The sequence below is a fragment of the Mycobacterium sp. 1274756.6 genome (assembly GCF_001668625.1).
Taxonomy (GTDB): Bacteria; Actinomycetota; Actinomycetes; order Mycobacteriales; family Mycobacteriaceae; genus Mycobacterium.
The window spans coordinates 368,116-387,760 of sequence record NZ_LZLJ01000093.1 but is presented as its reverse complement, the minus strand read 5'-3'; the positions used below and the strand labels follow the sequence as shown (position 1 = coordinate 387,760).

The 19,645-nt window shown below is 71.7% G+C and carries 19 protein-coding genes, 1 pseudogene and 1 riboswitch; of the genes and pseudogenes, 10 read left to right on the top strand and 10 right to left on the bottom strand.

All coding sequences use genetic code 11. The features are described from left to right. Positions 1–151: 151 nt before the first annotated feature. The 3 genes and pseudogenes from A5643_RS16495 to moaA form a co-directional block, all read right to left on the bottom strand. Positions 152–515: pseudogene (locus tag A5643_RS16495) on the bottom strand (transglycosylase family protein); the annotation flags it as partial. 10 nt (positions 516–525) lie between these two features. Continuing rightward, positions 526–691, bottom strand: a riboswitch (cyclic di-AMP (ydaO/yuaA leader). A gap of 303 nt (positions 692–994) precedes the next feature. Continuing rightward, the gene (locus A5643_RS16490) at positions 995–1,243 is read right to left on the bottom strand and encodes a MoaD/ThiS family protein (RefSeq protein ID WP_066857950.1); all 249 of its coding nucleotides are present in this window, start codon (positions 1,241–1,243) and stop codon (positions 995–997) included. Between the two features lie 29 nt (positions 1,244–1,272). Then, positions 1,273–2,352, bottom strand: coding sequence for a GTP 3',8-cyclase MoaA (gene moaA / locus A5643_RS16485; RefSeq protein ID WP_066857946.1), 1,080 nt, complete (start codon positions 2,350–2,352; stop codon positions 1,273–1,275). Between the two features lie 178 nt (positions 2,353–2,530). On the opposite strand from moaA, the gene A5643_RS16480 reads away from it, so the two are divergent. The 3 genes from A5643_RS16480 to A5643_RS16470 all read left to right on the top strand — a co-directional run bounded on the left by A5643_RS16480 (position 2,531) and on the right by A5643_RS16470 (position 5,959). Next, positions 2,531–2,938: a cold-shock protein gene (locus A5643_RS16480; protein WP_066857943.1), complete on the top strand. Its 408-nt coding sequence runs from the start codon at positions 2,531–2,533 to the stop codon at positions 2,936–2,938. Between the two features lie 73 nt (positions 2,939–3,011). Then, positions 3,012–4,949: an acyl-CoA dehydrogenase family protein gene (locus A5643_RS16475; RefSeq protein WP_066857940.1), complete on the top strand. Its 1,938-nt coding sequence runs from the start codon at positions 3,012–3,014 to the stop codon at positions 4,947–4,949. Between the two features lie 5 nt (positions 4,950–4,954). Further along, positions 4,955–5,959 carry a glutathione S-transferase family protein gene (locus tag A5643_RS16470; protein ID WP_066857937.1) on the top strand — a complete coding sequence of 335 codons (1,005 nt, stop codon included), beginning with the start codon at positions 4,955–4,957 and terminating at the stop codon, positions 5,957–5,959. Between the two features lie 127 nt (positions 5,960–6,086). Here the strand turns inward: A5643_RS16470 and A5643_RS16465 are convergent, their stop codons facing one another. Both A5643_RS16465 and A5643_RS16460 read right to left on the bottom strand, forming a co-directional pair. Further along, positions 6,087–6,605 carry a DUF2771 domain-containing protein gene (locus A5643_RS16465; protein WP_066857934.1) on the bottom strand — a complete coding sequence of 173 codons (519 nt, stop codon included), beginning with the start codon at positions 6,603–6,605 and terminating at the stop codon, positions 6,087–6,089. Next, the gene (locus A5643_RS16460) at positions 6,602–8,236 is read right to left on the bottom strand and encodes an MFS transporter (protein WP_066857931.1); all 1,635 of its coding nucleotides are present in this window, start codon (positions 8,234–8,236) and stop codon (positions 6,602–6,604) included. Before A5643_RS16460 ends, A5643_RS16465 begins: the two co-directional genes overlap by 4 nt. Positions 8,237–8,323: 87 nt before the next feature. On the opposite strand from A5643_RS16460, the gene A5643_RS16455 reads away from it, so the two are divergent. Further along, the gene (locus A5643_RS16455) at positions 8,324–9,391 is read left to right on the top strand and encodes a DUF3027 domain-containing protein (protein ID WP_082949007.1); all 1,068 of its coding nucleotides are present in this window, start codon (positions 8,324–8,326) and stop codon (positions 9,389–9,391) included. A 194-nt stretch (positions 9,392–9,585) separates the two neighbouring features. On the opposite strand, the gene A5643_RS16450 is transcribed toward A5643_RS16455, so the two are convergent. Together A5643_RS16450 and A5643_RS16445 are read right to left on the bottom strand one after the other, a co-directional pair. Next, complete coding sequence (locus A5643_RS16450) at positions 9,586–10,035, bottom strand: SRPBCC family protein (RefSeq protein ID WP_066857928.1); 450 nt, start codon at positions 10,033–10,035, stop codon at positions 9,586–9,588. Positions 10,036–10,062: 27 nt separating this feature from the next. Further along, positions 10,063–10,311 carry a DUF2530 domain-containing protein gene (locus tag A5643_RS16445; protein WP_066857925.1) on the bottom strand — a complete coding sequence of 83 codons (249 nt, stop codon included), beginning with the start codon at positions 10,309–10,311 and terminating at the stop codon, positions 10,063–10,065. Positions 10,312–10,369: 58 nt separating this feature from the next. Here A5643_RS16445 and A5643_RS16440 point away from each other — a divergent pair, with 58 nt between their 5' ends. After that, entirely contained in the window at positions 10,370–11,203 is an 834-nt protein-coding gene (locus tag A5643_RS16440) for a TrmH family RNA methyltransferase (protein ID WP_066857923.1), read from the top strand. Between the two features lie 9 nt (positions 11,204–11,212). After that, a complete protein-coding gene (locus tag A5643_RS16435) occupies positions 11,213–11,482 on the top strand; it encodes a DUF2537 domain-containing protein (protein ID WP_066857920.1) in 270 nt (89 codons plus the stop codon). Between the two features lie 9 nt (positions 11,483–11,491). Here A5643_RS16435 and sepH read toward each other — a convergent pair whose 3' ends face one another. Continuing rightward, entirely contained in the window at positions 11,492–12,298 is an 807-nt protein-coding gene (gene sepH / locus A5643_RS16430) for a septation protein SepH (RefSeq protein WP_066857917.1), read from the bottom strand. Positions 12,299–12,421: 123 nt separating this feature from the next. After that, on the bottom strand, positions 12,422–13,540 hold the full coding sequence (gene serC / locus A5643_RS16425) for a phosphoserine transaminase (RefSeq protein WP_066857914.1): 1,119 nt from the start codon (positions 13,538–13,540) through the stop codon (positions 12,422–12,424). A gap of 190 nt (positions 13,541–13,730) precedes the next feature. Between serC and A5643_RS16420 the strand changes: the two genes are divergently transcribed. Continuing rightward, complete coding sequence (locus A5643_RS16420; RefSeq protein WP_066857911.1) at positions 13,731–14,759, top strand: AurF N-oxygenase family protein; 1,029 nt, start codon at positions 13,731–13,733, stop codon at positions 14,757–14,759. A gap of 15 nt (positions 14,760–14,774) precedes the next feature. After that, complete coding sequence (locus A5643_RS16415; protein ID WP_066857908.1) at positions 14,775–16,472, top strand: FAD-dependent oxidoreductase; 1,698 nt, start codon at positions 14,775–14,777, stop codon at positions 16,470–16,472. Between the two features lie 17 nt (positions 16,473–16,489). Here the strand turns inward: A5643_RS16415 and A5643_RS16410 are convergent, their stop codons facing one another. After that, entirely contained in the window at positions 16,490–17,608 is a 1,119-nt protein-coding gene (locus tag A5643_RS16410) for a citrate synthase 2 (RefSeq protein WP_066857905.1), read from the bottom strand. 66 nt (positions 17,609–17,674) lie between these two features. Between A5643_RS16410 and pdxH the strand changes: the two genes are divergently transcribed. Both pdxH and A5643_RS16400 read left to right on the top strand, forming a co-directional pair. Beyond that, positions 17,675–18,322, top strand: coding sequence for a pyridoxamine 5'-phosphate oxidase (gene pdxH, locus A5643_RS16405; protein WP_066857902.1), 648 nt, complete (start codon positions 17,675–17,677; stop codon positions 18,320–18,322). 4 nt (positions 18,323–18,326) lie between these two features. Beyond that, positions 18,327–19,592 (top strand): MFS transporter, encoded by a 1,266-nt coding sequence (locus A5643_RS16400; protein WP_066857900.1) that lies wholly within the window; start codon positions 18,327–18,329, stop codon positions 19,590–19,592. Positions 19,593–19,645 lie beyond the last annotated feature (53 nt).

The window sequence follows — 19,645 nt, the reverse complement described above, 5'->3', positions numbered from 1 at the left end:
TCCGACGGCTACCAGGGCGGGCTGCAGTTCGCGCCGAGCACCTGGAGCGCGCACGGTGGCGGCGGGTCCGCCGGGGGCGGCGGAACGTCCTCGTTGACCGGCGGCAGGTCCTCCGGCGGAGCTTCCTTCGGCGCGCTCATGGTGCGCTCGCTCGGCCCGGACAGCCCGGTGCCGCAGACCGGCCAGGCGCCCCGGCCCTGGGTGGCCAGGACGCGCTCGGCGACCACGATCTGGGCTTCCTTGCTGGCCTGGTGGGCCGATGCGGCGAACTCGCCGCCACCGTGCGCGCTCCAGGTGCTCGGCGCGAACTGCAGCCCGCCCTGGTAGCCGTTGCCGGTGTTGATGCCCCAGTTGCCGCCGGATTCGCAGTTGGCGACCCGGTCCCATTCGCTGTCGGTCGCCGCCGCGGCGTGACCGGCGAGGGCGAAGCCGCCACCACCGAGCACGGCGCCGGTAACGGCGATCTTGGCGACGCTGTAGTTCGATTGGCTGGGCTTACGGTGCCGACCAGTCATAGAACCGCTGTGTTCCTCTCGTGTGGACGCCTGCGAAGTCAGCTGTCGGGTTCGGGCTGGAGAGGCTGCCCGGCCGTCACCCCCGAAGGGAAAACGGCTTCACCCCAAGGAGTCGTCGTCGACTCCGGGTCCGGGTGGACCGGTGGGTCCCCCGCCTCCATCCGCGATGTTGCATGCGTCCCCGCGCAGCCGGATGGAGCTAGGCGCTACCGGCGGGAACGATGCGCCGACCGGAAGGTTCGACGCACCGGGAGAGACGGTAGCGGGTTCGCACGGCGTCGTCACCCCTATCGGGGAGGTGTGTTTTCGGCCGCAAAACACCGAAAACGCCCAGGAAAACCGACGTTTCCGCAGGTCAAACCCGTCGGTATCAATCCGTAGCCGCGCTGTTATCTCTTCGTTATGTGAGCGAAATCACGTCACAGCTCGGTTTCGGCCGGCGGCGCGCTCGACGGCCCACCCGCCGTCCTGCCGCCGGCTCACCCGCCCGCGAACGGCGGCAACACGTCGATGACCGTGCCCGACTTCAGCCGCGCCTGCGGGTCGCGCACCGCCACCCCGTCATACAGGTATGAGCAGCGCGCCAACACCCGCGCCAGCTCGGCGTTGCGCCCGCCGAGGGTATCCACCAGCTCGGCGACCGTGGCGTCGGGGGAGAGGGTCAGTTGCTCGGAGTCGGTGGCCGCCGCGGCGCGGGCGGCGGCGAAGTACCGCACCGTCACCGGCATCGACCGGCTCGTCGCCCCACCCATCGTCGTCAGCCGCCGATCGCGCTCATCGGCCGGTTCGGCTGGATGAAGTTCGGGTCGTTGATGCCGTGCCCGGCCGGCTTGCGCCACATCGCCGCCCGCCAGGCCGCCTCGATCGCGGCGTCGTCGGCACCGGAGCGCAACAGACTGCGCAGGTCGCTCTCCTCGCGGGCGAACAGGCAGCTGCGGATCTGCCCGTCGGGCGTCAACCGGGTGCGGTCACACGCCCCGCAGAACGGGTGGGAGACCGACGCGATCAACCCGACCAGGCCGGTCTCGCCGCTGGCCTCGTCGGTGACCCGCCACAGCTCGGCGGGCGCCGAACCGCGCGGCGCGGTGTCCGGCTCGAGGCTGAACTGCTCGCGCAGCGCGCCCAGCACCTCGTCGGCGGTCAGGATGGCGCTGCGGGTCCACCGGTGCCCGGCGTCCAGCGGCATCTGCTCGATCATCCGCAGCTGCAACTCGTTGCCGAGGCAGTAGCGCACCAACTCCACCGCGTCCTGCAACCCGGTCGTGGGGTCGAGCACGGCGTTGACCTTCACCGGCTCCAGGCGCGCCGCCTTGGCGGCCGCCAGCCCGGCCAGGACGTCATCGAGGCGGTCGCGGCGGGTGATCGAGGCGAAGTGCTTGCGGTCCACGCTGTCGAGCGAGACGTTGATGCGGTCCAGTCCGGCCGCCTTCAGCGTGTGCGCACGGTCGGCCAGCCCCACCGCATTGGTGGTCATCGCGATCTCGGGACGGGGCCGCAGCGCGGCCGTCGCGGCGATGACCTGCTCGAGGTGGCGCGCCACCAGCGGCTCCCCGCCGGTGAACCGGACGTTGGTGATGCCGAGCCGGGTCACGCCGATCCGGATCAACCGGATGGTCTCCTCGGGCTCCAGCAATTGCTTGGCCGGCAGCCACGGAACCCCTTCGGCGGGCATGCAGTAGGTGCACCGCAGATTGCACCGGTCGGTCAGCGAGACCCGCAGGTCGGTCGCGACCCGGCCGTAGGTGTCGATCAGCGGGCCGGACGCCGGTGGCGCCTCCGGTGGGCGGTCGGCTCGGCGCGGCACCGTCGGCACGCCGAGTGAACTCGTCAAAGTCATGCCTGCACCCTTTCGGGAACGGGGTCAGGGGCGGGGTAAGACCAGCTTACCGACGAATACCGGGGTGCTTTCCGACGCGGCGCCCGAGTAACATTGAGAACCATCGCGCCCCGCAGCGGCGGGGCGTTTGCCATGTCGCCTCGTTCGAGTGACCCGTCAGACAAGCAGGTGAGTTCCAGTGCCGACCGGCAAAGTGAAGTGGTATGACCCTGAAAAGGGGTTCGGCTTCCTGTCGCAGGAGGACGGCGAGGACGTCTACGTGCGCGCCTCGGCACTTCCGGAAGGTGTGGAGACCCTCAAAACCGGTCAGCGCGTCGAGTTCGGGATGGCCGCGGGACGCCGCGGCCCGCAGGCGTTGAGCCTCACGTTGCTCGACCCGCCGCCGAGTGTGTCGCGGTCGCGTCGCGAGGCGACGCCGAGCCACAAGCACAGCCCCGACGAGCTGCACGGCATGGTCGAGGACATGATCACCCTGCTCGAAGGGGCGGTGCAGCCCGAATTGCGCAAGGGTCGTTACCCCGACCGCAAGACCGCGCGGCGGGTCTCCGAAGTGGTCAAAGCGGTGGCGCGCGAACTCGACGCCTGACCGGCGCCGCCGGTTTGCCCGACCGGGCCTTCGGGAACCCTCACCTCAACCGCGTTCTGCGAGGAGGTGCCCGATGGCTGAGCAAGTGAAGGTAACCGAGGAGGAGGCGCGGGCAGTCGCCGAAGAGTCCCGCGAAAGTGGCTGGGATAAGCCATCTTTCGCCAAGGAAATCTTCCTCGGCCGATTCCCGCTCGACCTCATCCACCCGTTCCCGCACCCGGGCGCCGAGGACGAAGCGCGCACCGAGGAATTCCTCGGCCGGCTGCGGTCCTTCCTCGAGACCTGCGACGGCAGCGTCATCGAACGCGACGCGTGCATTCCCGACGACTACATCACCGGCCTGGCCGAACTGGGCTGCTTCGGGCTGAAGATCCCCGAAGAGTACGGCGGACTTGGGCTTTCGCAGGTCGCCTACAACCGGGCGCTGATGCTCGTCGCCGGCGTGCACCCCAGCCTCGGCGCGCTGCTGAGCGCCCATCAGTCGATCGGGGTGCCCGAACCGCTCAAACTCGCCGGCACCGAGGAGCAGAAGAAGCGGTTTTTGCCGCGCTGCGCCGCCGGCGCCATCTCCGCGTTCCTGCTCACCGAGCCCGACGTGGGCTCCGACCCCGCGCGGCTGGCCTCCACCGCCACCCCGGTCGAGGGCGGCTACGAACTCGACGGGGTCAAGCTGTGGACCACCAACGGCGTTATCGCCGATCTGCTGGTGGTGATGGCCCGGGTTCCCAAGGACGACGGACATCGCGGCGGCATCAGTGCCTTTGTCGTGGAAGCCGATTCGCCGGGCATCACCGTCGAGCGGCGCAACGAGTTCATGGGGCTGCGCGGCATCGAGAACGGCGTCACCCGGCTGCACCAGGTCCGGGTGCCGGCGGAGAACCTCGTCGGCAAGGAGGGCGACGGGCTCAAGATCGCACTGACCACCCTCAACGCCGGCCGCCTGGCGATCCCGGCGATGGCCGCCGGCGCGGCGAAGTGGTCGCTGAAGATCGCGCGCGAATGGTCGGCCGAACGGGTGCAGTGGGGCCGCCCGGTCGGCGAGCACGGCGCGGTCGCGTCCAAGATCGGGTTCATCGCCGCCACCTGCTACGCCCTGGATGCGGTGCTGGAGCTGTCCGGGCAGATGGCCGACGAGGGCCGCAACGACATCCGGATCGAGGCCGCCCTGGCCAAACTGTGGAGCAGTGAGATGGCCTGCGTCATCGCCGACGAACTGCTGCAGATCCGCGGCGGGCGCGGCTATGAGACCGCGGCGTCGCTGGCCGCGCGCGGCGAGCGGGCCGTCCCGGTGGAACAGCAGGTTCGCGACCTGCGCATCAACCGCATCTTCGAAGGCTCCAGCGAGATCATGCGGCTGCTGATCGCGCGGGAGGCCGTCGACACCCACCTGCAGGCCGCCGGCGACCTCGCCGACCCCAAGGCCGGGCTGCGCGACAAGGCCGTCGCCGCCGCCGGCGCCAGCCGCTTCTACGCGAAGTGGTTCCCGCAGTTGCTCGTCGGCGCCGGTCATGCCCCGCTGACCTACCGCGAGTTCGGCGCCCTCGCCCCGCACCTGCGGTTCGTCGAGCGCGCCTCGCGCAAGCTGGCCCGCAACACCTTCTACGGCATGGCCCGCTGGCAGGCGGCGATGGAACAGAAGCAGGGGTTCTTGGGCCGGGTGGTCGACATCGGCGCCGAGCTGTTCGCCATGGCGGCCAGTTGCGTGCGCGCGCAGGCGCAACGCACAGCCGGGGACAGCGACGCCGCGGCGGCCCAGCAGCTCGCCGACGCGTTCTGCCGGCAGGCCACGCTGCGCGTCGACGCGCTCTTCGACGCGCTGTGGACCAACACCGACAGCAGCGACGACCAGCTGTCCCGCGACGTGCTGGCGGGCCGGTTCACCTGGCTGGAAGCCGGCATCCTCGACCCCAGCGAGGGCACCGGACCGTGGATCGCGCACTGGGAGCCCGGCGAATCCGGCGAGGAGAACCTGTTGCGCCACATCGCCACCGGCAACCAGGTGGCAAGCTGACGGGTATGGCCGACTACGTCGCGTCCGGGGACTTCACCCGCGACACCAACTACATCGCCACCCGCATCACCGCCGACGGACGCGACGGCTACCCGGTGGAGGCCGGGCGCTACCGGCTCGTCGTTGCCCGCGCCTGCCCGTGGGCCAACCGCACCATCATCGTGCGGCGCCTGCTCGGCCTCGAGGACGCCATCTCGATCGGGTTCTGCGGGCCCACCCACGACGAGCGCAGCTGGACCTTCGACCTCGACCCCGGCGGGGTGGACCCGGTGCTGAAGATCCCGCGGCTGCAAGACGCCTACCTCAAACGCTTCCCCGACTACGACAAGGGCATCACCGTGCCCGCGATCGTCGACGTGCCCAGCGGGGCGGTGGTCACCAACGACTACCCGCAGATCACCCTGGACTTCTCCACCGAGTGGACCGCCCACCACCGCGACGGCGCCCCCGACCTCTACCCCGACCGGCTACGCGACGAGATCGACGAGGTCGCCGAGCGGGTCTACACCGAGGTCAACAACGGGGTGTACCGCTGCGGGTTCGCCGGCACCCAGGAGGCCTACAACGCCGCCTACGACCGGCTGTTCAACGCCCTGGACTGGCTCAGCGAGCGCCTCGCCGGACAGCGTTACCTCGTCGGCGACACCATCACCGAGGCCGACGTGCGGCTGTTCACCACCCTGGCCCGCTTCGATCCCGTCTACCACGGGCACTTCAAGTGCAACCGGCAGAAACTCGCCGAGCTGCCGGTGCTGTGGGCGTACGCGCGTGACCTGTTCCAGACCCCGGGGTTCGGCGACACCATCGACTTCGCCCAGATCAAGCAGCACTACTACATCGTGCACGCCGATCTGAACCCCACCCGGATCGTGCCGCAGGGCCCGGATCTGGCCAACTGGCTCAGCCCGCACGGCCGCGAGGAGCTCGGCGGCCGCCCGTTCGGCGACGGCACCCCGCCGGGGCCGCCCCGCGACGGTGAAGCGGTGCTGCCCGGGCACGGCGCGGTCTGACTAGCCCCCTGCGCCGCGCGACCCATGCGCGCACCTCGCCCGCGGGCACCCCGCCCGCGAGTGAAGACTCAGGTAGCTCGCGGACGCGTTGTCGCTCCCTGAAGCTTCACTCGGTGTACGCCAAGCTTCACTCGGCGGACTCGTCCGCCCACTCCGCCCAGCCCGGCCAGACCGTGGCCACCGACCACTCCGCGTGCGGGGCGCGGCCCAGCTCACCGTCGGGGTAGGCCACCAGCGTCATCAACTGCACGGCGATACCGGTCAGCCGGCCGCGGTGCGGGTCGACGGTCGGGATGGTCACCGCGAGGCGGGTGTCGGGGCGGAACACCGTGTTGATCTCCCCGGCCTCGTAGACCTGCAGCAGCCGCCACGGCGCCCGCCCGATCGCCTGGGGCACCGCGAGCTGGACCACGTCGCGGCCGGTCACCGGCAACTCGGCCATCTCCTGCGGTTCGGCGCAGTCGGTCAGGTCCAGCACGTCGCAGTACCAGTACGGCCCGACCCGGGCGGAATTGCCGTGGGAGTACACGCTGATCTGTGGGAGTTGGCCGGCCGGCTTCCGCACCAGCCACCAGGCGCCGACCCCGGCGGCGGCCGACGCGAGCACCGTGAGCACCGCGACCACCACGGCCGTCGTCCGCGTCATCGGCGGATCACCGCCGTGGCGTCGTCCATGCCACCCTCCTGCTCGACCCGTACCGGCCGGTTGCCGCCGAACCCGGGGACCAGCGAGTCCCCGTTGAAGCTCACCACCGTCTGCGCCAACCCGACGATCAGCAGCGCGGCGATCACGCTGAACCCGGCCCACAGTTCGGTGTAGACCAGCACCCCGACCGCGCCGCCGAGCACCCAGGACAGCTGCAGCGAGGACTCCGAGCGACCGAACGCCGACGCCCGGGACTCCTCGGGCAGGTCGTCTTGCAGCGCCGCGTCCAGGGCGGCCTTGGCGATCGCGCTGGAACCTGCGGTCACCAGCGCGGCCAGCACCACCATCATCAGGGTGCCGGCCACCGCGGCGGCCAGCGCGGCGGCGGTCACCGCCATCGCCGAGCGCACCACCAGCACCGACGGGCGGCCCAGCTTGAGCCGGGCGCTGGCGAAGTTGCCGGCGAAGTTGCCGAGGGCGGCCGCGGCGCCGACCAGCCCGAGCATGGTCAGCTGCTCCCAGCCGCCGGCGTCGTGCGACTTCACCACGAACGCCGGGTACAAGAACATGAACCCGACCATCACCTTGATGGTGCAGTTGCCCCACAGCGACGTCATGATGTTGCGCCCCAACGGCCGGGTCAGGGCGCCGCCGGCCTGCCGGGCGTGATCGCGCCAGCCGCGTCGCAGCGGCCCGTCGTCGTGGTAGCTCAACGTGGTGGGCACCTCACCGGTGGTGACCTCCACCCAGCGCGGGATCTGCATCGACAGGATAGCCCCGGCCAGGGCCACCACCACCACGACGAACAGCGCGCCGGGCAACTGGAACAGGTGGTTGGCCGAATACTCCACCCCGGCGGCGATACCGCCGCCGGCCAGGGTGCCGCCGATCAGCCCGAAGGTGGTCAGCCGGGAGTTGACTCGGACCAGGTCGATGCCCGGCGGCATCACCCGCGGGGTCACCGCGCTGCGTAGCACCGAGAACGATTTGGACAGCACCATCATGGCCAGCGCGCACGGATACAGCACCCAGGACGGATAGCTGCCGGTCTCGCCGTCGTAGTTCATGATCAGCACCGTCACCAGCGCGATGCGCAGTGCGAACGACATCGCCAAGGCGACCCGCCGGCCGTGCTGCAGCCGGTCGAGGGCCGGCCCGATCAGCGGGGCGACCACCGCGAACGGCGCGATCGTGATCAGCAGGTACAGCGCCACCCGGCCCTTGGACTCCCCGGTGGCAGCGGCGAAGAACAGCGTGTTGGCCAGCGCCACCGCCATCGCCGCGTCGACGGCGAAGTTGGCCATCACCGGCCAGGTGAGCGCGGTGAGGCCGGATTTGTCGGCGCCGTCGGCGGTGGCGGCGCGCTGCACCAGGTCATACATCCGCGAGCCCATCTCGCGGCTGCGCTGGGCGGCCGAGCGGGCGGCGCCGGGCCGCTCGCCGTTGTCGGGTGGGGCGGCGGCGGGCGGTTCGTCGTGCAGCGGCGGCAGGTAGCGGTTGCCGCTGTGCGGGCCGCGCGGCGGGGTGGGATAGTTGGCCATCCCGGGATGCTCGCGGGCGGGGCCGGTACGCCCCCGTGGCCCCGGGGCGGCCGGACCCCGCAGCGGGTGATGGCGCCTGCGATCCGACATGGGCTCAATTGTTCCCTATGCCGGGCGCGGTCCGGCGCAGCCGATCGGTGTGGCTGGTCGGCGGCGCGTACGGCAGTATGTGGGGCGATGGACGCCAACACCGACACCACCCCGCCGCCCGCCGAGTCGGACCCGGTCGACGCGGCGGTTTCGGCCATGCTCACCGCCGCCGAGGAGGTGGCGCGCGCCGCGATCGCCGAGCACCGCGGCGCCGACGCGGTGGGCGAGTACCTCGGGGCCAGCGTCGAGGACGCGGCCGCGGCCACCCACCGGTTCCTGGCGCAACTGCCCGGCTATCAGGGTTGGCAGTGGGCGGTGGTGGTGGCCGCGCATCCGGGCGCTGAGCGGGTCACGGTCAGTGAGGTGGTGCTGGTTCCCGGCCCGACGGCGTTGCTGGCGCCCGAGTGGGTGCCGTGGGAGCAGCGGGTGCGCCCCGGCGACCTGGGCCCCGGTGACCTGCTGGCGACCCCGGAGGACGACCCGCGACTGGTGCCCGGCCACACCGCCAGCGGCGACCCGGCGGTCGACGAGGTGGCCGCCGAGATCGGGTTGGGCCGCAAGCGGGTGCTCAGCCAGTGGGGGCGGGCCAAGGCTGCGCAGCGCTGGCACGACGGGTCGTACGGTCCGGCTGCGGCGATGGCCCGGTCCACGAAGCGGGTCTGCCGTACCTGCGGGTTCTACCTGCCGCTGGCCGGCTCGCTGGGCGTGATGTTCGGGGTCTGCGCCAACGAGATGTCGGCCGACGGTCATGTGGTGGACCGCGAGTACGGCTGCGGCGCGCATTCGGACACCCCGGCGCCCGCTGGGAGCGGTTCGCCGCTGTATGAGCCCTACGACGACGGGGTGCTCGACGTGGAGGCCGCCGCGCCCGCGGAGTCGGGGGCGGGGGAGCAGGCGGAGCCGGCTGCCGAGGAGCAGACCGCCGCTGAGCAGGCGGAGCCGACCGAGCAGGCAGCCGAAGAGCAGGACGAGCAGCCGGAGTCAGCCGCGGGCGAACAGACTGTGGCCGCCGAAGACACGGCCGCCGAAGACGCGGCCGCTGAAGACACGGTCCCTGAAGGCGCGGCCGCCGAAAGTACGGCCCCGGAGGGCGTCGCGGTCGACGCGCCGGAGCCCGAAATCACCGCGGACGAAGCAACTGCCCCCCGCGAGTGAAGTCTCAGGTAGCTGCAGCGCATCTTTCCGCCATGAGGCTTCACTCGGTCGCTGTGGAGCGTCGCCGTGGAGCGTCGACGTGGAGCGGTCGCTGTGGAGCGTCGCCGTGGAGCGCCACCGAGGAGCTTCACTCGGGGCCTAAGCCGGGGGTGCACACTCGATCACCCTGAGCGCACACCCCGGCGCGGCGAACCTCAGCTCTCCGCGGCGGCCTTGATCTTGGCGAGGGACTCGTTCATGCCCTCGAGCACTTCCTGGTCGAACGCCTCGGCGCCGCCCATCAGCTTCACGCTCATCGCCGACACCGGCGTGACGCCGTTCTCGGCGTGCCGGCTCTCGATCACCCGGGTGCCCTGGGCGGTCTCCTCGAGCTGGTAGCTCCACACGGTGCCGTTGGTGTTCACCTTGAACGCCAGCTTCTTCTCCGGGATCACCTCGGTGATGGTGCAGGTGGTCGGCCAGAACGCGAAGCCGCGCCGGTTCAGGTTGACCGTCTTGGTGCCCGGTTGCAGCGGCCCGCGCAGCCACATCTTGCGGGTCTGCGGGCTCCACTGCGGCATCTTGTCCAGATCCGCGATCAGCGCCCACACCTTCGAAACCGGGGCGTTGATGTCGATCTGTGTCTGCAGAAGAGGGGCAGCCATGGTTCTCCTTGAATCGTGTATCGGTTGTCAGCGGTCCAGCCCGGTTTGGGCACCCCGGGCACCGCGGCGCACCGCGCTGCGCTGCCACAGGAAGATCCCGGTGCCCAACAGTCCCACACCCAGCCCCGCGACCGTCACCGGCCGCCAACTCTCCAACGCCGGGACCAGGAACGCCGCGACCGCGGCGACCAGCCAGGCCAGCGCCCCGGCGGCGATAACCGGCGTCGGCTCGGTCAACGACGCCGGCAGCGGCGGGGGCGCGACGGTGGTGGGCATCGCCGTTCAACATAGCCGAGTCCACCACCGCGACCGGCGGGCAAGTAGTCTTCCCGCCGTGCGCGAGCAGGTCGAGGTCGTCGATATCGCCGATCCCGCCGACCCGCGGCTGGACAACTTCCGCGACCTCAACAGCATCGACCGGCGCCCCGACCTGCCGTCGGGCAAGGGCCTGGTGATCGCCGAGGGCGTCCTGGTGGTGCAGCGCATGCTGGCCTCCCGGTTCGCCCCGCTGGCCCTGCTGGGCACCGACCGCCGTCTCACCGAGTTGCGCGCCGACCTGGCCGCCACCACCGCGCCCTACTACCGGGTCTCGGCGGAGGTGATGGCCGAGGTGGTCGGCTTCCACCTCAACCGGGGGGTGCTGGCCGCCGCGCGCCGGGTGGCCCTGCCCACCGTCGGTGACCTGGTCGACGGCGCCCGCACCGTCGCCGTGCTCGAAGGGGTCAACGACCACGAAAACCTCGGCTCGATCTTCCGCAACGGCGCCGGCCTGGCCGTCGACGCCGTGGTCTTCGGGGCCGGCTGCGCCGACCCGCTCTACCGGCGCGCCGTGCGGGTCTCGATGGGCCACGCCCTGCTGGTGCCCTACGCCCGCGCCACCGCCTGGCCCGCCGAACTCGACGACCTGCGCGACCGCGGCTTCACGCTGGCGGCCCTGACCCCGGATGCCGGCGCCCGCCCGCTGGCCGAGGCGATGACCGCGGTTGCCGACCGGCCGGTGGCGCTGCTGGTCGGCGCCGAGGGGCCCGGCCTCACCCAGACCGCGCTGCGCCGCGCCGACCTGCGGGTACGCATCCCGATGTCGCGCGGCACCGACTCGCTCAACGTCGCCACCGCCGCGGCGCTGGCCTTCTACGAGCGGGTCCGCTGCGCCGGCACCCTTGGTTAAGCTCGCGCCGTGACCGACGACGCCACCCCGTGGGGCACCGGGTTGACGGTGGCCGGCTTCGTGGCCGCGGTGACCGCGGCGACGATCCTGGTGCTCAGCATCGGGTTGACGCGGTTTCAGCCGCTCGCCGCCGCGGGGCTGAACCTGGTCGCGGTCGGCGGGCTGGCCCCGACACTGTGGTCCTGGCGGCGGGTGCCGGTGCTGCGCTGGATCCTGCTGGGCGCGGCGTGCGGTGTCGCCGGGGCGTGGGTGGCGTTGCTGGTGCTGCTGGTGGTCTGACCTGGGGCTCTAGCGCTGGCCGCTGGAGCGCACCCCGAGCAGCACGTCCTCCCAGGCCGGCACCTGCGGCTTGCCGCGCCGACTGCGGGTCGGCGGTGCGGGCTCGGCCGGCTCGCTCGGCTCGGCGGGCGCGGTCGCGTCGGCCGGGGGAGCGGTGGGCGCCGGCGGGGCGGTGGGCTGGTCGAAGTCGAGTTGGGCGACCGGCGCCACCGAGCGCAGCGGCCGCTCGAAGGTCGGGTCCACCAAGGCGGTGGCGGCGTCGTCGACGGCGGTCACCGTGCCGCCGTGCGCGCCGGGGGTGAACCGGAAGTGCGCGACGTTGTCGGTGCGCCCGGCCTTCCAGGCCAGCCGCACCGTCCAGCGGCCGTCCTCGTTGCGCCAGGCGTCCCAGTCGACGTCCTCGGCGTCCTGGCCGCGGGCGAACAGCGCACCGGTGACGGTCTCCAGCAGGGTCAGCACCGACGGGCCGTCGGCGAGCATCGGGTGCGCGGCGGTGGCCAGCTCAGCCGCCCGCGACCGCTCCAGCAGCACCGGGTGGGCGAAGCGTTCGATGCGCGCGATGTCGGCGCCGGTAGCCGCCGCCACCTGCTCGACCGACGCGCCGGCGCGGATGCGGGACTGAATCTCCTTGGGGCGCAACCGGTTGTGGTTGACCTCGATCTCGATCTCGGTCTGACCGGCCTGGGCGCTGTCCCCGCGGATCGCGGCGCGCAGCCGGTCGTCGATACGCAACGCGAACTTCTCGGCGGAGTCGCCGGATTCGCAGATGATGCGCTTGCCGTCGGTGTCGAGTCCAACGACCTTGAGTTCGCGCATCACATCTCCTCGCGAGGTTGCTGGCTAGACCGCGGCCCGGCCCCGTACCCGCACTGTAGTGCAGCAACCGGCCGTTATCGGGCTGACACGCGGGACCGGACGGCCCGGGTCGGCTCCGGGCGGCTACAGCCGCTCGACCACCCAGTCGACGCACTCGGTCAACGCGCTGACGTCCTCGGGGTCCACCGCCGGGAACATCGCCACCCGCAACTGGTTGCGCCCCAGCTTGCGGTACGGCTCGGTGTCGACGATGCCGTTGGCCCGCAGCATCTTGGCGACCGCGGCGGCGTCGACCTCGTCGGTGAAGTCGATGGTGCCCACCACCGCGGAGCGCAGCGCCGGATCGGTGACGAACGGGGTGGTGTAGGGCCGGCTCTCCGCCCAGGAGTACAGCCGCTGCGAGGAATCGGCGGTGCGGCCCACCGCCCAGTCCAGCCCGCCGTTGCCCAGCAGCCAGTCGAGCTGCTCGGCCAGCATCACCAGGGTGGCGATCGCCGGGGTGTTGTAGGTCTGGTTCTTCAGGCTGTTGTCCACCGCGATCGGCAGCGACAGGAAGTCCGGCACCCACCGGCCGGACGCGGCGACCTCCTCGACCCGCTGCAGCGCGGCCGGGCTCAGCAGCGCCAGCCACAGACCGCCGTCACCGGCGAAGTTCTTCTGCGGTGCGAAGTAGTAGGCGTCGGCGTCGGCGACGTCGACCGGCAGACCACCGGCACCGGAGGTGGCGTCGATGGCGATCAGCTTCCCCTCCGAGCCGGCCGGCCGGCGCACCGGCACCGCCACCCCGGTGGAGGTCTCGTTGTGCGCCCAGGCGATGAGGTCCACCGACGGGTCGGACTGCGGCTCCGGGGCGCTGCCCGGGTCGGCGGAGACGACCACCGGGTCGCCGACGAACGGGTTCTTGGCCACCGCCGAGGCGAACTTGCTGCTGAACTCGCCGTAGGTCAGGTGCAGGGAGCGCTCCCGGATCAGCCCGAAGGCGGCGGCGTCCCAGAACGCGGTGGTGCCGCCGTTGCCCAGGATCACCTCGTAGCCGTCGGGCAGGGCGAAGAACTCCCGCAGCCCGCTGCGCACCCGGCCGACCAGGTCCTTCACCGGCGCCTGGCGGTGCGAGGTGCCGAACAGGCCCGCGGCGCTGCCGGAGATCGCCTGCAACTGTTCGGGGCGCACCTTCGACGGTCCGGACCCGAAGCGTCCGTCGCGGGGCTTGATCGAGGCGGGGATCGTCAGCTGCTCGGCCATGACCGTCAGCGTAATCAGCCACGCGCACCGGCCACCAACCGCGCCGCCGCGTCACGTGAAGCACGTCACACCGCGGTCGCGGCAGACGGCTGGGTCGCACTGCGCTGCACCTCTGGTCGAAAGGCGATACCTGCGGTACCGTTGTGGACACAAGACGATCGGATGTAAACCTCAGGGGAGGTCGCCGGAAATGGCCCAGAAGCTCGCCCGGACCAAGATGGTGCGCCGGTGGCGTCGCAACATGGAAGTGCTCGACGACACCGAATACGTCGACAAGCTGATGACGCTGTCGGAAGGCTCGGTGCGGCGCAACTTCAACCCCTACACCGACATCGACTGGGACGCGCCGGAGTTCAAGGTCACCGAGAACGACCCGCGCTGGGTGCTGCCCGCCACCGACCCGCTGGGCCGGCACCCCTGGTACAAGTCCCAGCCGCTGGAGCGCCAGATCGAGATCGGGATGTGGCGTCAGGCCAACGTGGCCAAGGTCGGTCTGCACTTCGAATCGATCCTGATCCGCGGACTCATGGAGTACGCGTTCTGGGTGCCCAACGGCTCACCGGAGTACCGCTACTGTCTGCACGAGGCGGTCGAAGAGGGCAACCACACCCTGATGTTCCAGGAGATGGTCAACCGCATCGGCGCCGACGTGCCGGGCATGCCGCGGCTGCTCAAGTGGGTCCAGCCGGTCATCCCGCTGGTCGCCGGCCCGATGCCGATCCCGTTCTGGTTCGGCATCCTCGCCGGTGAGGAGCCCATCGACCACACCCAGAAGGCGATCCTGCGCGAGGGCAAGACCCTGCACCCGATCATGGAGCGGGTGATGGCCATCCACGTCGCCGAGGAGGCCCGCCACATCTCGTTCGCCCACGAGTACCTGGCCAAGCGGGTGCCGCACCTGCCGCGGCGCAAACGGTTCTGGTTGTCGCTGTTCGTGCCGCTGACCATGCGGATCCTGTGCTCGGCGATCATGGTCCCGCCGCGCGAGTTCTGGAAGGAATTCGACATCCCGCGCTCGGTGCGCAAGGAGATCTTCTTCGGCGCCCCCGAGTCGCGGCAGATGCTGCGCGACATGTTCGGCGACGTGCGGATGCTCTGCCACGACACCGGGCTGATGAATCCGGTGGCCAAGCTGATGTGGCGGATCTGCAAGATCAACGGCAAGCCGTCGCGCTTCCGTGCCGAGCCGCAGCGCGCCCACCTCGCGCCGGCCGCCTGACCGGGTCGCCGCTTCATGCCGCACGTCATCGGACAGTCGTGCTGTAACGACTCGTCCTGCGTCTTCGCCTGCCCGGTCAACTGCATCCACCCCTCGCCGGACGAGCCCGGGTTCGCCACGACGGAGATGCTCTACATCGACCCGGACGCCTGCGTCGACTGCGGCGCCTGCGTGCGGGCCTGCCCGGTCGACGCGATCGCCCCGGACACCCAGCTGAGCGTGGACCAGCTGCCGTTCATCGCGATCAACGCCTCGTTCTACCCGGAGCGCCCGCCCGGCACGAAGCTGCCGCCGACGAGCAAGCTGGCGCCGGTCCTGCCCGCCCCGGAGTTGCGGCGCGGCCCGCTGAGCGTGGCGATCGTCGGCTCCGGCCCGGCGGCGATGTACGCCGCCGACGAACTGCTCACCCAGCCGCGGGTGCGGGTGAGCATGTTCGAGAAGCTGCCCACCCCCTACGGACTGGTGCGCGCCGGGGTGGCCCCGGACCACCAGAGCACCAAACGGGTGACCAAGCTGTTCGACCAGATCTGCGACCGCGACGGCTTCTCCTTCTACCTCAACGTCGAGGTCGGCCAGCACATCGGCCACCACGAACTGCTAGCGCATCACCACGCGGTCATCTACGCGGTGGGCGCGCCCACCGACCGGCGCCTCGACATCGAGGGCATGGACCTGCCCGGCACCGGGACCGCCACCGAACTGGTGGCCTGGATCAACGGCCATCCCGACTTCACCGACCTCCCAGTGGATTTGAGTCACGAACGGGTCGTCATCGTCGGCAACGGCAACGTCGCCCTGGACGTGGCGCGGGTGCTGGCCGCCGACCCGGAGAAGCTGGCCCGCACCGACATCTCCGACCACGCGCTGGCCGCGCTGCGCACCTCAGGGGTGCGGGAAGTGGTGATCGCCGCGCGCCGCGGACCCGCCCAGTCGGCGTTCACCCTGCCCGAGCTCATCGGGCTGACCGGCGCCGCCGACGTGGTGCTCGACGCGGCGGACCACGAACTGGTCCGCCGCGACCTCGCCGAGGTCACCGACCGGCTCACCCGCAACAAGCTGGAGATCCTGACCAACCTGCCCGAGGCCGCCGACGTGCCGCTGGGCTGCACCGCGCGCCCGCGCATCCGGTTCGTCTACCAGCGCACCCCGCACCGCATCCGCGGCGCCGAGCGCGCCACCGGCATCGAGTTCACCGTCACCGGCACCGAGCAGACGGTTGACTACGACGCCGGCCTGATCCTGACCTCGATCGGCTACCGCGGCCTGCCGATCCGCGACCTGCCTTTCGACGAGGCGAGCGCAACCGTGCCCAACGAGGGCGGCCGGGTGCTGCACGCGGTCACCGGGGCGCGCATCCCCGGCGCCTACGTCGCCGGCTGGATCAAACGCGGACCCACCGGGTTCATCGGCACCAACAAGTCCTGCTCGATGCAGACCGTGCAGCAACTCGTCGACGACTTCAACGCCGACCTGCTGCCCGACCCGGTCGGCAAGCAGGCGGCGCTGGACCGGCTGCTGAAGATCCGCCAGCCCGACCTGATCGACGTCGCCGGCTGGCAGGCCATCGACGCCGCCGAGATCACCCGCGGCGAGGCCGAGGGCCGGCCCCGACACAAGTTCACCTCAATCGAGCAGATGGTCAACGTCGCGGCCGCCGCCCCCAAACCGACACTGCGGCAACGGATCAGCGCCAAAATCCACGAACTGGTGTAAACCGCCTCAGCGGTGGCTCAGCGGTGGGCGATGCGGTCCCAGCCCGGCACCGAGTCCGGGCTGCGCGGCGCCGGCCCGACGTAGACCGCCGACGGGCGCACCAGCTTGCCCAGCTTCTTCTGCTCCAGGATGTGCGCACACCACCCGGCGGTGCGCCCGCAGGTGAACATCGCCGGCATCATCGACGCCGGCACCTCGGCGAAGTCGAGGATCACCGCCGCCCAGAACTCGACGTTGGTCTCGATGGGCCGGTCCGGGCGGCGCTCCCGCAGCTCGGCCAGCGCCGCCTCCTCCAGCGCGGAGGCCACCTCGAAGCGCGGCGCGCCCAGCCGGGCGGCAGTGGCGCGCAGCACCCGCGCCCGCGGGTCCTCCGCGCGGTAGACCCGGTGCCCGAAGCCCATCAGCTTCTCGCCGCGGTCCAGGATCGCGCGGACCAGCCCGCGCGGATCCCCGCTGCGCTCGACCTCTTCGATCATCGGCAGCACCCGCGCCGGCGCCCCGCCGTGCAGCGGGCCGCTCATCGCCCCGACCGCCCCGGACAGCGCGGCGGCCACATCGGCGCCGGTGGAGGCGATCACCCGCGCGGTGAACGTCGAGGCGTTCATCCCGTGCTCGGCGGCCGACACCCAGTAGGCGTCGATGGCCTCCACGTGCCGCGGGTCGGGCTCGCCCTTCCAGCGGGTCATGAACCGGGAGGTGATCGTCGGGCACTCGTCGATCACCCGCTGCGGCACCGGCGGACGATGGATGCCCCGCGCGGACTGCGCCACATACGACAGCGCCATCACCGAGGCCCGGGCCAGCTGGTCGCGGGCGGTCGCGTCGTCGATGTCCAGCAACGGCGCATACCCCCAGATCGGGGCGAGCATCGCCAGCCCGGCCTGCACGTCGACCCGCACGTCACCGCTGTGAATCGGCAGCGGGAACGACTCGGCGGGCGGCAGCCCGGACCCGAACTCCCCGTCGGCCAGCAACGCCCACACGTCGCCGAACGTCACCCCGCGACCCACCAGGTCCTCCAGGTCGACGCCGCGGTAGCGCAGCGCACCGCCGTCCTTGTCGGGCTCGGCGATTTCGGTGGTGAAGGCGACCACGCCGTCGAGGCCGGCGACGAAGTTCTCCGGAACCACAGTCATGGCCCGATTGTCTCATCACGGCCCACCCGCGCGGTTACCGACCGGTAGCGGCGGTAGCGTTGCCCCATGACAGGCCCCGACGACGAGCGGCTGGCGGTGATGCGGACACCCGACGAGAAGGACGGCAGCGACGACCTGGACGTCGACTGGCTGGCCGACGGCTGGCCGGCGCTGCTGCGACGCTGGATCGGCGACGCCGAGCGCGCCGGGCTCGCCGAACCCAACGCGATGGTGCTGGCCACCGTCGCGGCGGGCCGCCCGGTGAGCCGCTCGGTGCTGTGCCGCGGCATCGCCGAGGCCGGGCTGACCTTCTTCACCAACTACGACTCGGCCAAGGGCGAGCAACTGGCCGCCACCCCCTACGCCTCGGTCACCTTCCCCTGGTACGGGCTGGGCCGGCAGGTGCATGTGCGCGGCGCGGTGCGGCGCGCCGACCAGACGGCCAGCGAACAGTACTGGGCCAACCGGCCGCGCGGCTCCCAGCTGGGGGCGTGGGCCTCGGCGCAATCCCAGCCGATCGCCTCCCGCGCCGCGCTGGTGGCCCGCCTCGAGGAGGTCACCGCCCGCTTCGCCGGGCAGGAGGTGCCGCTGCCGCCGAACTGGGGCGGGTACCTGATCGCCGCCGAGGAGGTCGAGTTCTGGCAGGGCAGGGAGGACCGGCTGCACAACCGCATCCGGGTGGCCGGCGGCCGCGTCGAGCGCCTCCAGCCGTGAGCCGGTGAGGCTGTTCGCCGACACCACCCCGCTGCGCAGCGCCGACTTCCGCCGGCTGTGGGTGGCCGGAATCCCCACCGTCATCGGCGCCAACCTGACGATCTTCGCGGTTCCGGTGCAGATCTACGCACTCACCGGCAGCTCCGCCTATGTGGGGCTGGCCGGGGTGTTCGCCCTGGTCCCGCTGATCGTGTTCGGTCTGCTCGGCGGCGCCTGGGCCGACGCGATGGACCGCCGGGTGCTGCTGATCGCGGCGTCCTGCGGGCTGGCGGCGGCCTCCGCGCTGCTGTGGGCGCAGGCCGCGCTGGCGCTCAACGACGTGTGGGTGGTGCTGTGCCTGCTGGCGGTGCAGCAGGCCTGCTACGCGGTGAACGCGCCCACCCGCTCGGCGGCGATCCCGCGGATGGTCGGCGAAGACCAGCTGCCGGCGGCCAACGCGCTGAACATGACCGTCACCCAGTTCGGCGCGATCGTCGGCCCGCTGCTGGCCGGGGTGCTGCTGAAGTGGGTCGACCTGTCGACGCTGTACTTGATCGACACCGTGGCCTGCCTCATCCCGATCTGGGCGACGATCCGGCTCGCCCCGATGCCGGCCACCGCCCCGCCCGCCGGCGGGGCCGCCCGCTTCGGGCACCGGGCGGTGCTCGACGGGTTCCGCTACCTGGCCGGCAACACCGTGGTGCTGATGTCGTTCGTGGTGGACCTGATCGCGATGATCCTGGGCATGCCGCGAGCGCTGTTCCCGCAGATCGCCCACGAGAGCTTCGGCGGCCCCATCGACGGCGGCACCACGCTGGCGCTGCTGGCCGCGGCGATGTCGATCGGCGCGGTCGCCGGCGGCACCTTCTCCGGCTGGCTGCCGCGCATCGACCGGCAGGGCCTGGCGGTCGTCGTCGCCATCGGCGTGTGGGGCGCGGCGATGGTCGGGTTCGGCCTGGTGGTCGGCGCCGCCCCCGGGCGGGCCGGGCCGCTGCTGTGGGCGGCGGTGGGGTTGCTGGCCCTCGGCGGTGCCGCCGACATGGTCTCGGCGGCGTTCCGCGCGACGATCCTGCAGCAGGCCGCCTCCGACGAGCTGCGCGGCCGGCTGCAAGGGGTGTTCATCGTCGTGGTCGCCGGCGGCCCGCGGCTGGCCGACGCGGTGCACGGGATGGCCGCCGCGTCGGTCGGCACCGCGGTGGCCGCCAGCGGGGGTGGCGCCCTGGTGATCGTCGGAGTTATCGTCGCGGCGGTCGTGGCGCCGGCGTTCCTGCGCTACCGGGTCAGCGGGTGATCGCCGAGACCGGTGGACCCGGCGCGGCGCGGCAGCGACAAAGCGACTACCGT